Genomic DNA, 13,422 nt, shown 5'->3' with positions numbered 1-13,422 from the left:
ATTTTCGTCCGGTGGTCGGGTCAAGAGTGCGCACAATGGGTGCATGGACCCCGACAACGACCCCATGGACGAGCCTGTGGACGGCCCGACGGACGGCCCGACAGACGGCCCCCGTGACGAGCCCGTCCCCATAAGCGCCCTGGAGCAGGCGCTGCACGCCGCCCGTGCCCTCGTGCTCGCCGATCTGGCCGCCCGCGAGGTCGTCGCCGCGGACGTGGTGTCCATGGTGGAGGAGTCCATCGTGCAGCGGCGCTGGTGGGTGGAGCAGTGGCCGGAGGGCGTGGCGTACGTCGCCGGACTGGTCGCCCAGGACGTGCAGGACGCGCTGCTGGAGGCGTACGGCCGCTGGCCGCTCTGCCCGGTCTGCGCGGCCGGCGACCCGCACGCCCTGGAGATCGAGCCGGAACTCGGACCCGACCCGCACTGGGTCTGCCACCAGGCGGGCGTGAAGGTCGCCGCCGTCGGGAACCTGGGCTCCCTGTGACCGTCTACATCGACCCGCCCACCTGGCCGGGGCACGGCCGCCTCTGGTCGCACCTCGTCAGCGATGTCTCGTACGACGAACTCCACCTGTTCGCCGAGGAGTTGGGCGTACCGCGCCGGGCCTTCGAGCGCGATCACTACGACATCCCGTCGCATCGTTACGCGGACGCGGTGGCCGCCGGCGCGGTGGAGGTGCGCAGCCGTGAGGTGGTGCGGCTGCTGACCGCGTCGGGGCTGCGGAGGCCCAAGGGACGCGCGGGGTAAGGGAGTTACTCGGGGCGGCTCAACTCGTAGGCGAACTCGCCCTCCACCTCGTCCTCGCTCACCTTCCTGAACCCGGCCCGGGTGACGACCGCCTGTGACGCGAGGTTGTCCCGCTCGATCGTCGCGAAGACCGTGCGTACGTCGTCGCGGGCCAGCGCCCAGGCCGAGAGCGCGCGGAGCGCCTCCGTCGCGTAGCCGTGGCCGCGGGCGCCCGCCGCCAGGTCGTAGCCGACCTCCACGCGGCCCTCCTCGTCGGGGAGGCCGTGGAAGCCCAGGCCGCCGACCGCGCGGCCGTCCTCGCGGCGGACGAGGGTGAAGACGCCGAACTCCGGGCGGTGGACGCCCGATCGGTAGGCCTTGAGCAGGAAGGTCGCCGCCTCCCGGGTGCCCGTGTACGGGCCGCCCTCGATCCACTCGAAGCCGCCGTCCCCGCCGCCGACGAGGTCGGTCGCGGACGCGGGGGTGATGCCCTGGAGGGTGAGGCGGTCGGTGTCGTGGACGAGGTTGTTGTGCCAGCGCCAGTCGGTGACGGGGTCGCGGCCGGGGAGGTCGCCGCGGCCGGTGGCCCACAGCAGGGTGAGCCACGGGGAGGCGTCGGGGCGGACGTGCGGGAAGATCCGGGTGAGGACGAACTCGGCCAGTTCCGGGTCGGGTCGGTAGGTGAGGCCCAGGCCCTCGGCGATGTCGTGCGTGTGCAGCAGCACCTCGGCTGTGCCCATCGCGGCGAAGCCCTCGCGGTTCGCGCTGCGGAACGGGTACGGGTGGAAGGCCCGCACCTCGCGCGGGGTGGTGCGGACGGCGGCGGCGAGCAGCGCGCCGGTCGTCCAGATCACCTCAAGCACACCGGAGTTGTCGGTGCCGTCGTCGAAGGCGATGTCGAAGGGGAAGTACGCGTTCTGTGCGCGACCGGCCAACTGCCCCGCGTACGCGATGAGATCACCGGCGATGTGCTCGGCGGTGTACCGGCAGCTCCACTCCAGCCGGCCCGCCGTGGCCTTCTCCCAGTCCGGACCGCGCCAGTCCGCGCCGGTCGCCGTGCGCAGCAGTGCGACGCAGCCCTCGACGGCCTCTTCCAGCTTGTCCGCGCCCGCGTTTGCGCCCGTGTCTCCGCCCGTGGTCCCCATGCGGGGGAGCATACGGGCCGCGACCTCATCCGGCAGTCGGGTCCGCCGAGGCCAGGAGATCCAGTTCCGACGTCAGGTTGTAGCGCGCCGTGGCCTCCCACTCCTCGGCCCCGTGCGGCGTCCTGAACAGCCTTGGAAGAGCCAGGAGTTGGCGCAGGATGGCCGAACGGCCCTCCCTGAACGCCTCGTTGGGGACGAACGCGTACTCCTCCCGGACCGCCGCCGTGTAGGCCGCGTACGCCGACGGGGGTGCCGCCAGGATCGCCAGGTCCGCGTCGCACAGGACCTGGCCGTCGCGGTCGTCGTCCGCCGGGGCGTGCGTGACGGTCAGGCGGACCAGGCGGGCCACCTCGGCCGTCCTCGCCTCCGGTACGCCCGCCTCCGTCAGCGCGCGTTCGGCCAGCCGCGCGGACCGCTCCTCGTTCTCGGAGCGGTCGGGGAGGTAGACCGCGTCGTGGAACCAGGCAGCGAGCCGTACGACGTCCGGGTCGGCGGCGTGCTTCTCCAGCACGTCGATGTGGTCGAGGACCGAGGTGAGGTGGGTGAGCGTGTGGTAGTGGCGCTGGGGTTCCTGCCAGCGGGCGAGGAGGTTCTCGGCGTACGGCGACGGGTCGGGACCGTCGGCGGAGGGGCGGGCGCCGTCGAGGGCGCGGGTCCAGCGGGCGCGGAGAGCGTCGAGATCGGGCATGCCCCGTATTTTCCTCCCGGGGCCGCGCCCCTAGCGTGGAACGCATGACTTTCGCCGACACAGCACGCGACGTACGCGATCCCGAACTGCCCGGACGGCTGCTCGTCACCGAGCGCGACGCCCTGATTCCGCTGCTCCGTTCCCGACCCGACGCCGATTTCGCGCTGGCGACCCTCGCGTGTCCCGGCTGGACCGTGCGGGACGTGCTCGCGCACTGCGCGGCCGCGCTGACGCGGGTGGTGGAGCGGCGCTTCGAGAAGGGCGTGTTCTCGCCCGAGGCCAACGACCGGGACATCGCCGAGCGGGCCGACTGGACGAACGCGCGGGTCGTCGACGAGCTGGAGCGCGGGATGACCGAGGCGGGGGCCGCGATCGCCCGCGCGGGCGGTCCGCTGGACGCCGTCGCGCTGGGGGAGTGGGTGCACGCCGGTGACGTACGGGACGTGCTCGGTGTGCCGGGCGCCTACGGGGGCGAGGGGCTGGAGTCCGCTCTCGCCCTTCTCGGCGTCGTGACCCGGCAGAGAAACCACCGGCCGCTGCACGCCGACCTCGACGACCTGGACGATCCGCTGCTGCTGGGCGATCTGTCGGGCGAGCTGACCCCGGCGCGCTACATCGGCGACGCGCCCACGCTCGTACGGCTGTACTCGGGACGGCCCGTGCCGGACGGGACGGGGTACGAGCTGGCGGGGGCCGATCCCGCGGAGCTGAACATCTTCGGCGGGTGATCCGGGGCCGGCGCCGGGGGTGATCTCGCGGGCCCCGATCTTCACGCGTACCCTGATATTGGACTAGACCTGTAGCCGCTCCAGGGAACACGACGGAAGGGGTCCTATGAGCACGCGTGCAGTCCTGGAGGTGATCGCCCTCGGCGCCGAGGACGCGGTCGCCGCTCAGGCCGGAGGCGCGGACCGTCTCGAACTGGTCACCGACATGGCGGCCGACGGGCTCACCCCGCCGGTGGAGACGTTCGCCGCCATCCGTGCCGCCGTCGACATCGACCTGCGCGTGATGCTGCGCCTCGCGGACGGGTTCGCCGCGGGCGACGTCGACCGGCTCGTGCGGATCGCCGGGGAGCTGCGGGCCGCCGGAGCCGACCAGTTCGTGCTCGGGTTCCTCGGCCCGGACGGCGGCGTCGACCTGGACGCCGTGGAGCGGGTCGTCGCCGAACTGGACGGCTGCGCCTGGACGTTCCACCGCGCGATCGACCGCGCCGCCGACCGCGACGCCCTGCGCAAGCAGCTGGCCGACCTGCCCGGCCTCGACGCCTACCTCACCGCCGGTGCGGCCGACGGCGTCGACGAGGGCTTGGCCACGCTGCTCCGCGAGGCCGCGCTGCACGGCGAACCGGGCTACGAGCAGCGCCTCCTCGTCGGCGGCGGCCTGCGCCTCGACCACGTACCGACCCTGATCGCCGCGGGAGTCGACGCCTTCCACATCGGCGGCGCCGCCCGGCCCGAGGGCTGGGAGCGGCCGGTGTCGGCGGCGGCCGTGGGCGAGTGGCGGGCGGTCCTCGACGGAGCCTGAACCGCCCGGCCCGGTGTGCGAACCGCCCTTGTCGCTCAGGCGAGTTGGGCGGGGAGCGGCGCCGTGTGCGTGACGATCAGGCCCGACACCGCTCGGGTCAGCGCCACGTACAGGCGCCGCAGGCCGGTGCGTTCGTCCGGCTCGCCGTCGACCACGGCCTGCGGCTCGTCGAGCACCACGTAGTCGTACTCCAGGCCCTTGGCGAGCGAGGCCGGGACGAGGGTCAGCCGCGTGTCCACGGTGGTCTCCTCGCCCGGGTCGATGTAGCCGATGCCCGCCGCGGTGAGGGCCTCCGCCAGCTCCGGGATCCTGGCGTCGGCGGCGATCAGGCCCGTCGAGCCCTCGTTGCGCAGCAACTCCTCGCAGGCGGCGACCACTTCGGCCGTGCCGGCCGTCTCGCGGAGGTCGAAGAAGCCCGGGTTCTCACGGACCGAGGCCACCGGGGTCAGGCCGGGCGCGATGTGCGGGAGCAGCCGGGAGGCGTATGTGATGACGTCCGTCGGCACACGGAAACCGGCCGTCAACTCCTCGATCACCCCCTCCGACTTGCCGAGGTGGGTCAGCGCCTCGTCCCAACTCCGCGTCGCCCAGGGCGTGGTGCCCTGCGCGAGGTCGCCGAGGACGGTCGCGGAACCGGTGGTGCAGCGGCGGCCGACCGCGCGGTACTGCATGGGGGAGAGGTCCTGCGCCTCGTCGAGCACCACATGCCCGAGCGAGTGCGTCCGCTGCACGAGGTCGGTCGCCTCGTCGATCAACACCGCGTCCGCGGCAGCCCACTTGGCGGCCCTGACGCTCCGCACCGGCTTCGCCCAGAGGATCGTCTTCTGCTCGTCCTCGTCGAGGATGCCGTCCGCGTGCGCGGCGAGGAAGTCCGCGTCGGTGAGCAGCCGCAGCACGAGCTTCGCCGGCTCGACCGGCGGCCACACCGCCTTGACGGCCGCCTTCACCGCGGTGTTGCGGGCCACCGCGTCCTGCACCCGGTCGTCCGGCGCCTCCCCGGACCGCTCCATCTGCACCAGCACGGCATGCGCGATGCGCTGCGGCAGGGCCTCGCGGGCGGCGCCGTAGCGGATGTCCCGGTCCAGCAACTCCCGCACGATGGATTCGAGTTCGTACGCCGGGACCCGCCAGCGGCGCGAGCCGCGCACCACCATCACCGGCTCGGCGGGCATCGTGACGTGCGAGTAGACGGCCCGGCGGAGGACCTCGGCCATGCGGGCGTCGCCCTTGATGACGGCGGCCGGTGCCTCGTCCGTGCCGCGCACCTCGACATGGGCGACCAGGTCGTCGACCGTTCCTTGACGGACCGTCAACTCTCCCAGGGCGGGCAGGACTTGCTCGATGTAGTGCAGGAAGGACTTGTTCGGCCCGATGACGAGGGTGCCGGTGCGGGCCAGCCGCTCGCGGTGGGCGTAGAGGAGATAGGCGACCCGGTGCAGGCCGACGGCCGTCTTTCCGGTGCCGGGGCCTCCCTGCACACAGACCGTCCCGCCGAGACCGGACCGTACGATCTCGTCCTGCTCGGGCTGGATGGTCGCGACGATGTCGCGCATCGGGCCCACGCGCGGGCGCTCGATCTCCTGCTGGAGCAGCTTGCTGGTCGCGGCCGCCTCGGCCGGGTCCATGAGGTGCTCGTCCTCGTACGCCGTGAGGTCGCCGCCCGTGTACCCGAAGCGGCGGCGCAGCGAGACGTCCAGCGGGTCCTTCTTGGACGCCCGGTAGAACGGCTGCGAGACCGGCGCGCGCCAGTCGATGACCATCGGGTCGCCTTCGGCGTCGTGCACATGGCGGCGGCCGATGTAGAACTGCTCGCCCTCCGCGCCCTCGGCCTGCTCGGCGCCCGGCGCGTGCAGATAGGTGAGGCGGCCGAAGAACAGCGGGGTGTCGCTCAGGTCGGCCAGCGCCTTGATGCGGTCGTCGATCTGGCGGGCGAGGACCTCGGCGTTGACCCAGTTCGCCGTGACGTCCCTGATGTCGAGCGACTCGGCGTCCTCGCGCATGGCGCGCAGCGCGGAACGGGAGGAGGCCAGGTGGGAGCGTTCGCGGGCGAGCGGATCGTCGGTGGGCGTGGACAAGGGGGTGCCTCCGGAGGGCCTGCTGGTGCGGCTGCTGGGTGGGTGCTCGGTGGGTACCGACCGGTTTCCGTCCGGGCGGTGGCACTCCCTGCGGGGAGGCGGGCAAGAGCGGAGATTCTAGGTCAGCGGAAGCGGGGGAGGCGAATGGTTTTACGGCCGCGTTGACGCCGCCGCGCGCTGTCCCCTAGGGGACGACCCCTCCACCCAGCAGGGGAACGGGTCAGCCCGGAGGCGTAGAAGGGCGGCTTGGAGGTTGGCTCTCTGGACCGATGCCGACCTTATGTCCCAAGACGCACCATGGAGACATGAGCGCAGCAACCATCACCCCGATCCCCGCCCGCCCGACCGGCGCGACACCGGTCACCGGCGGCAGCCACCCCCACCGCCTCGGCAATGCCCTGCGCGCGATAAAAGTGTTCGCGGAGGCCGCGTTCAGCGTGGTCGTCCTCGGTGAGTACGGCGAGGAAGCGGGCGTTCGCCGTAAGTGACCGCCCGCACCGCCCGCTTCACCCGCCGCATCCGTGCTTCGGCGTGACGCTCAGTTCTCCGCGAGGATCTCGTCCGCGTCCATGATCCGGTAGGCGTACCCCTGTTCCGCCAGGAAGCGCTGGCGGTGGGCGGCGAAGTCCTGGTCGATCGTGTCGCGCGCGACGACCGAGTAGAAGTGCGCCTGGTGCCCGTCGGCCTTCGGCCGCAGCACCCGCCCGAGCCGCTGGGCCTCCTCCTGACGCGAACCGAACGTGCCCGACACCTGGATCGCGACGGTCGCCTCCGGCAGGTCGATCGAGAAGTTCGCGACCTTCGACACCACGAGCACGCTGATCTCCCCCTCGCGGAACGCTCCGAAGAGCTTCTCCCGCTGCGCGTTCGAGGTCTCGCCCTTGATCACGGGTGCGTTCAAGTGCTCGCCCAGCTCGTCGAGTTGGTCGATGTACTGCCCGATGACGAGGATCTGCTGACCGGCGAAGCGCCGCACGATCGCCTCCGTGACCTTCCGCTTGGTCGCGGTCGTCGCACAGAAGCGGTACTTCTCCTCGGCCTCGGCGGTGGCGTACGCGAGCCGCTCGGAGTCCGTGAGGTTGACCCGGACCTCGACACAGTCGGCGGGCGCGATGTAGCCCTGCGCCTCGATCTCCTTCCAGGGCGCGTCGAACCGCTTAGGCCCGATCAGCGAGAACACGTCCGACTCCCGGCCGTCCTCACGCACGAGGGTCGCGGTCAGGCCGAGCCGCCGCCGCGCCTGCAGATCGGCGGTGAACTTGAAGACCGGCGCGGGCAGCAGGTGCACCTCGTCGTAGAGGATGAGCCCCCAGTCGCGGGAGTCGAAGAGCTCCAGGTGCGGGTACACACCCTTCCGCCGGGTCGTCAGCACCTGGTACGTGGCGATGGTGACGGGCCGGATCTCCTTGCGCGTCCCGCTGTACTCCCCGATCTCCTCCTCGGTCAGCGAGGTCCGCTTGATCAGCTCGTGCTTCCACTGCCGGGCGGAGACGGTGTTGGTGACGAGGATCAGCGTGGTCGACTTGGCCTGCGCCATCGCGCCCGCGCCGACGAGCGTCTTCCCGGCGCCGCACGGCAGGACGACGACACCGCTGCCGCCGTGCCAGAAGTTCTCCACGGCCTGCTTCTGGTACGGGCGCAGCGCCCAGCCGTCCTCGTCCAGCTCGATCGCGTGCGCCTCGCCGTCGACGTACCCGGCGAGGTCCTCGGCCGGCCAGCCCAGCTTCAGCAGCACCTGCTTGATCTGCCCGCGCTCGGAGGGGTGCACGGCGACGGTGTCGGGGTCCAGGCGGTTGCCGACCAGCGGGGCGATCCGCTTCGACCGCAGGATCTCCTCCAGCACCGGCCGGTCCGTGGTGGTGAGGACGAGGCCGTGCGCGGGGTGCTTGCTCAGGGTCAGCCGGCCGTACCGGTCCATCGTCTCGGCGATGTCCACGAGCAGCGCGTGCGGCACGGGATACCGGCTGTACTCCACCAGCGCGTCCACGACCTGCTCGGCGTCGTGCCCGGCGGCCCGCGCGTTCCACAGCCCCAGCGGGGTCACCCGGTAGGTGTGGATGTGCTCCGGCGCCCGCTCCAGCTCGGCGAACGGCGCGATGGCGCGCCGGCAGTCGTCGGCTCGCTCGTGATCGACCTCGAGGAGAAGGGTCTTGTCGGACTGGACGATGAGGGGGCCATTCACGCGCGACTGCCTTTCTGCGGGCCTCGGCCGGGCCTGGAGGACTCGGGACGGCCAAACGTCCAGTGTGCACTACCGGCCGGAGATCACGGCGGGGTCTGGGAGGGTGGGGGCTCGGGCGAGCGGAGGGTGGGGGCCGTGGGTGAGCTGGTGGACCGGGTGGACGAGCAGGACCGGGTGCTCGGGATCGTGGAGCGGGGGGAGGCGATCACGCGGCAGTGGTTGCACCGGGTGGCGACGGTCGTGTGCCGGGACCAGGAGGGGCGCATCCTGGTGCACCGGCGGGCCGCGGACATGTCCCGGTTCCCGGGTCAGTACAACTGGCTGATCGGGGGCGGTGTGGAGGCCGGAGAGTCGTACGAGGACGCGGCGGCCCGTGAACTCACCGAGGAACTCGGGGTACGGGCGCCGGTGCGGTTCGCGCTCAAGTTCCTGTGCCGGGGGGTGATCAGCCCGTACTGGATCGGCATTCATGACGCAGTGGTCGACGAGGACATCAGCCCCGACCCGGACGAGATCGCCTGGCACGCGTGGGTCACGGAGGACGAACTGCGGGAGATGGCGGGCAGACCGACCTTCGTGCCGGACGGCGCGGAGGCGCTGGCCCGCTACCTCAGTCCTCGGCCAGTTCCGCCACCCCCGTCACCCGGTGCAGCGGGTACGTCCTGACCTCGTCCGCCGTGTGGTCGTACGCCGTGACGAAGCCGCCCTCCACGCGGATGGGGGCGATGACGCGCTGGCTCGCGGCGCCCTCGGCGTTGACGTAGCCGATCCAGAGGGTGGTGCCGGTGAGGACGGCGGCCTGCACGGTGGCGAGGGTCTCGGCCGAACTGGTGCGGGGGAGTTCGCCGTTGGGGGGCGTGGTCGTCTTGAGGGGGGTCGTCGAGGCGCGGTCGCCCGCCCTGATCGCGCGGATCGCCGCCGACAGGAGAGTCGTGTCCGGGGTCGGCGGGCCGTCCGGCACCGGGTCAGGGGCCGTGCGGGGCGGGGTGCGGCGGGCGTGGGCCCGGGTGATGACGACATCGCCCTCGGCGGACTCGGCGGCCGGCGCGAAGCCCATCGCGCGCAGCCCGTCGAGCAGCGCCGCCGGGTCCGCCTGCGCGGCCAGCACGGTCGGGGCGAGGCGGCGCAGGCGCAGGCTCGCCGAGCGCTTGTCCGCGAGGATCTCGCTGAGCACCGCGTCGTCGTCGCAGCGGACGTACGCCGAGGCCGCGCCGATCCGCAGATGGCCGTGTCTGCGGGCCACGTCGTCGATCAGGTAGGCGAGGGGCTGCGGGACCGGCGTACGGGAGTGCGCGGTGAGGAAGTCGTGCAGGTCGGACGCGGAACGGCCCGCGTCCAGCGCACGGCGCACCGAGCCCGGCGTGAAGCGGTACACCGTCGCCCCGCCCTTCGACTCCACGTCCGCGAGCACGTCCAGCATGTCCGCCAACGGCCGCTCCAGCGGGCCGGGCGCCACCGCCGTCAGGTCGGCCTGGAGCAGGACGTGGTCCAGCGGTTCGGGGAGCAGCGGGGCCAGGATCCGCGCGGCGGCGGCACTCGCGGCGGCCTGCTCGGCGGGGGAGAGGGGGTCCGCGTGAGTGGGCGGACGGTGGTGATGGACGGGGAGCTTGTCGCCGGGGCCGGAGGGATCGGGGGAGGAGACCGAGGGGTCGGAGGGGTCGGCGCCATCACCCGCCCCCACCGACTGCAGCCCCAGCAACGCCCGCCCCTGCCGGGACAGGGCCCCCCGCCCCGTCACCCCCAACATCTCCGCCTCACCCAAGGTCCACCGGGCAAGCCGACTCCGCAGATCGTCGTCCCCCTGGGCACCAGCACCCGCACCCGCACCGGAACCCGCACCCTCAGCACTCCCGGCACCCCCGGTACTCCGCTGCCCCCCACCCGCCCCCCGCACGGGCCGCTCCCACCGCAACCGCGCCAGCACGGACTCCGCGGACGGTGACGCGCCCTCGGGCAGTCCGGCGAGCAGCCCGAGCACCCGGTGCCGTACCTCCGGAGCAGCCGAGCGGTCCAGGCCGGGGCCCAGCGCGGACAGGGTCCGTTCCTTCGCGTCCCGGCCGCCGACCAGGCCCGAGGTGCGGGTCGCCGTCAGCCAGGCCTCCGCGAGCCGGGCCCAGCGCTGGGCGGCGGGCTGGTCGAGCCACTCGTCGTAGGCCGGGGTCGCCGCGTAGCGTTCGTCGGCTTCGCCGTCGGAGGCCAACAGGCCCGCCGCGTAGGCGAGTTCGACCCAGAACGCGGCGACGGGCTCGGCCACGTCCAGGGCGACCGCCGTCCGCTTCAGGTCGCGGACGCTGAGGCCGCCCGCGCGCATGACCGCGGGCCCGCCCTCGTCCCAGTCCTTCAGCAGCTCCTCGACCGTCGCGAGCGCGGTGTACGCCTGCCCGGCCGCCGTCGTGTCCACAACCTGTGGACGGTGCGTCGCCTTCGCCTCGACCGCGGGCGCCACCGGCTCGACCTCGCGGTGCGCGCGCCCGGCCCGCAGATGCAGGGCCACTTCACGGGGGAGTACGACCGTGCCGGGCGCCGTCGGCAGCAGCAGACCCCGGTCGATGAGCCAGCGCAGCCAGGGCGCGGGGTCGGCGGTGACCTGGCCGTACGGCGGGCCCCAGACCAGCCGGTTGAGCACCTCGAGCGACTCCTCGGGGGCGCCGGCGAGGAGCGTCTTCATCCGGCGCCGGGCCGTGAACAGCTTGGTCAGTGACGCCACCGCGGACACCGGGTCGTGGGTGGAGGGCAGGCCCGCCGCCGTCACGATCTCCTGGACCCGGCCCGGCGACATGCCCGCCGTGGCCTCCGCGACCGTGGGCCCGAGACCGGTCGGCGACGGGTGCTGCGGCGACGGCGCCAGCAGCTCGCGCGCGGTCCGCACCAGCCGCAGCCGGTCGTCCGCGCCCCACACCAGCGCCTGTTCGCGCAGCGCGGCGAGGGCGCGCGGCAGCGCGTGCACAACCGCGGGGTCGCGGCGGTCGCCCGCCATCAGCGCGAGCAGTTCGTCGTACGACGCCGGGTCCGACGCGACGGCCAGTGCCTCCGCCGTCTGCAGCGCGAAACGGTCGAGGCGCTCGAGGGCGCGCACGACCGACCCGCGGGTACCGGCCCGGGTCGCGAGCTGGGTGAGGTCGGTGGGGACCGGCGTGATGAGGTCGGGGCGGCTGCGCAGCAGCGCGGCAAGGGAGGCGTCGTCCCTGGTTCGGAGGGCCTCCGCGAGCGAACGGGGCGGCGTGGCCGGGGTGCTCATCCGACCCACGGTAGCGGGTACGGGCCTCGGCCCGGTGTCCTCCGCCCCGAGGTGAGCACACCGCGACGACCCGCGTGCGCACGGTACCCGCCTGCCGGCGAACGACCCGTGAGCGTTCGAAGACGTCCCACCCCGGGCACGGCGACGACGATCACCCCCTCCCCGGCCACCGAAAAGCCCGGCTCGCCCGCGACGGCCCCGGCCTCCCGGCTGGGGCCCCTACGCGGTCGACCCCGCCTCGTATCCGGGACGGCGGCGACGATCCCCCCACCGTCCACCGAGCACACCCCGCTCGCCGACGGCGGCCACCTCCCGGACGACCGCCCGCATCCGGTACCGGCCCGTCGGTGAGCGGTCGAGGGCGTCCCACCCGGGGCACGGCGGGGGCCCCACGCGACCGACGCCTCTCCCCCGGCACCCGGGCCCGGCGGCAGAGCCGTCTCCCCACCCGGCCACCGAGCACCCCCCGCTCACCGACGGCGGCCACCTCCCGGACGACCGCCCGCATCCGGTACCGGCCCGTCGGTGAGCGGTCGAGGGCGTCCCACCCGGGGCACGGCGGGGGCCCCACGCGACCGACGCCTCCGCCCCCCCCGACACCTGCGCGCGGCGGCAGCATCGTCTCCCCGCCCGGCCACCGAGCACACCCCGCTCACCGACGCCGACCACCTCCCGCCCGATCCGCCCGCAACCGGTACCCGCCCGCGCCCGGACCCGCCGTGCGCCCCCGACGCGCGGCCGACGGGAGGGGCGACCTGCGCTACGGTCGTTGCGGCGGGGTATCCAACGCACCCGCCCCGGAGGGGACTTCGTGGGTATCGAGAGCGACCAGGTCGTCTACGAGTATCTGAGCCGCGTCGGTGACGTGGCGCAGCAACGGCAGCTGCCCTCGGTCACGCGCATGCGGCTCGTGTCCGAGCTGCGCAACGAGATCGACCGGCGCCGGGCAGGGGCCACCGTCGACACACCGGCCGCCGTGCAGCGCATCCTCAAGGGCCTCGGCACCCCGGACGAGATCGTCGCCGCGGCCGGCACCGGCGCCGGTGTCCCCCGGGCGCCGACGCCCTCCGTCCCCGTACAACGCGACCACGAGGACGATCTACGGCCCAAGGGACTGCGCCGGGTCGTACCGCTGCCGCGTACCCGCCTCACCAAGGCCGCACCCGCGGCCGAGCCCGAGGACGGCCCCTCCGCGCCGCATCTCGCGAGCGCGTCCGAGCTGGGCGCGAGCGTGCTGCAGCCGGACTGGTGGCGGGTGGAGAACGGCAACGGGTTCGCGCTCGGCGACAGCGTGCCCGGCTTCACCGGCGGGATCGAGATCCCCGAACTCCTCAAGCCCCCGCCGCCGAAGGAGACCCCGAAGGAGCCGGCGAAGGCACCGGAGACGGTGGTCGCGCCGGTCATCGAGCAGGTGCCGGAGACCCCGGCCCGCCGGCGCCGCATGGTCCCGCGGCTCCCCGTCGGCCGCTGGTCCAACCCGCTGCTCCTGATCGCCGCCGCGCTGCTCGTCGTGGGCGCGGTGCTCGGCAACTGGTTCGCCCTGCTGCTGGGTTGGCTCATCGCGTACGCGTCCCGGCGGCTGTCCGACGCCGAGACCAAGGCGGCGGTGATCGGTCTGCCGACGGCGGCCGTCGTGGCCGGGATCGTCTGGCTGTGGGGCCGCAACGACGGCCGCTGGGGCACGCCCATCGCCCAGGGCCACATGAACGACGCGATCTCCGAGACCTGGCCGTGGGTGGTCCGGGGGGCCGCGGTGGCGTCGGCGCTGTTCCTGGTGTGGCGGTCGCAGCGGCGGAGGTAGGGCGGCAGCGGACAACGGGGCCCGGTGGGATTGTCGTAGC

At 73.6% G+C, this 13,422-nt stretch carries 12 protein-coding genes; 7 read left to right on the top strand and 5 right to left on the bottom strand.

Features of this window, described 5'->3' with window-relative positions:
• The first annotated feature begins 64 nt into the window (after positions 1-64).
• A complete protein-coding gene (locus OHT77_RS20600) occupies positions 65-484 on the top strand; it encodes a hypothetical protein (RefSeq protein WP_328834291.1) in 420 nt (139 codons plus the stop codon).
• Complete coding sequence (locus OHT77_RS20595; protein WP_328830019.1) at positions 481-747, top strand: DUF4031 domain-containing protein; 267 nt, start codon at positions 481-483, stop codon at positions 745-747. The genes OHT77_RS20600 and OHT77_RS20595 overlap by 4 nt, the downstream gene beginning before the upstream one ends.
• Before the next feature lie 5 nt (positions 748-752).
• Here OHT77_RS20595 and OHT77_RS20590 read toward each other — a convergent pair whose 3' ends face one another.
• Entirely contained in the window at positions 753-1,823 is a 1,071-nt protein-coding gene (locus OHT77_RS20590; RefSeq protein WP_328834290.1) for a GNAT family N-acetyltransferase, read from the bottom strand.
• 73 nt (positions 1,824-1,896) lie between these two features.
• The gene (locus OHT77_RS20585) at positions 1,897-2,559 is read right to left on the bottom strand and encodes an HD domain-containing protein (protein ID WP_328830018.1); all 663 of its coding nucleotides are present in this window, start codon (positions 2,557-2,559) and stop codon (positions 1,897-1,899) included.
• 44 nt (positions 2,560-2,603) lie between these two features.
• On the opposite strand from OHT77_RS20585, the gene OHT77_RS20580 reads away from it, so the two are divergent.
• Together OHT77_RS20580 and OHT77_RS20575 are read left to right on the top strand one after the other, a co-directional pair.
• Positions 2,604-3,287, top strand: a complete 684-nt coding sequence (locus OHT77_RS20580; RefSeq protein ID WP_328830017.1) for a maleylpyruvate isomerase family mycothiol-dependent enzyme — start codon at positions 2,604-2,606, stop codon at positions 3,285-3,287.
• Between the two features lie 106 nt (positions 3,288-3,393).
• Entirely contained in the window at positions 3,394-4,086 is a 693-nt protein-coding gene (locus OHT77_RS20575) for a copper homeostasis protein CutC (RefSeq protein WP_328830016.1), read from the top strand.
• Positions 4,087-4,121: 35 nt separating this feature from the next.
• Here OHT77_RS20575 and OHT77_RS20570 read toward each other — a convergent pair whose 3' ends face one another.
• Positions 4,122-6,161: a HelD family protein gene (locus OHT77_RS20570; RefSeq protein ID WP_328830014.1), complete on the bottom strand. Its 2,040-nt coding sequence runs from the start codon at positions 6,159-6,161 to the stop codon at positions 4,122-4,124.
• 305 nt (positions 6,162-6,466) lie between these two features.
• Between OHT77_RS20570 and OHT77_RS20565 the strand changes: the two genes are divergently transcribed.
• Positions 6,467-6,649: a hypothetical protein gene (locus OHT77_RS20565; RefSeq protein WP_328830013.1), complete on the top strand. Its 183-nt coding sequence runs from the start codon at positions 6,467-6,469 to the stop codon at positions 6,647-6,649.
• A 50-nt stretch (positions 6,650-6,699) separates the two neighbouring features.
• Here the strand turns inward: OHT77_RS20565 and OHT77_RS20560 are convergent, their stop codons facing one another.
• Positions 6,700-8,343 carry a DNA repair helicase XPB gene (locus OHT77_RS20560; protein ID WP_266771187.1) on the bottom strand — a complete coding sequence of 548 codons (1,644 nt, stop codon included), beginning with the start codon at positions 8,341-8,343 and terminating at the stop codon, positions 6,700-6,702.
• A 135-nt stretch (positions 8,344-8,478) separates the two neighbouring features.
• On the opposite strand from OHT77_RS20560, the gene OHT77_RS20555 reads away from it, so the two are divergent.
• Positions 8,479-9,009 (top strand): NUDIX hydrolase, encoded by a 531-nt coding sequence (locus tag OHT77_RS20555; protein WP_328830012.1) that lies wholly within the window; start codon positions 8,479-8,481, stop codon positions 9,007-9,009.
• Here OHT77_RS20555 and OHT77_RS20550 read toward each other — a convergent pair.
• The gene (locus OHT77_RS20550; RefSeq protein WP_328830011.1) at positions 8,954-11,581 is read right to left on the bottom strand and encodes a helicase C-terminal domain-containing protein; all 2,628 of its coding nucleotides are present in this window, start codon (positions 11,579-11,581) and stop codon (positions 8,954-8,956) included. The two genes, OHT77_RS20555 and OHT77_RS20550, sit on opposite strands and share 56 nt — an antisense overlap.
• 811 nt (positions 11,582-12,392) lie before the next feature.
• Here OHT77_RS20550 and OHT77_RS20545 point away from each other — a divergent pair.
• Positions 12,393-13,382: a hypothetical protein gene (locus OHT77_RS20545; protein ID WP_328830010.1), complete on the top strand. Its 990-nt coding sequence runs from the start codon at positions 12,393-12,395 to the stop codon at positions 13,380-13,382.
• Positions 13,383-13,422: the final 40 nt, after the last annotated feature.

The organism is Streptomyces sp. NBC_00252, from assembly GCF_036187565.1.
Lineage (GTDB): Bacteria > Actinomycetota > Actinomycetes > Streptomycetales > Streptomycetaceae > Streptomyces.
The sequence above is the reverse complement of the archived record's forward strand: the minus strand, read 5'-3'. Positions and strand labels throughout refer to the sequence as shown.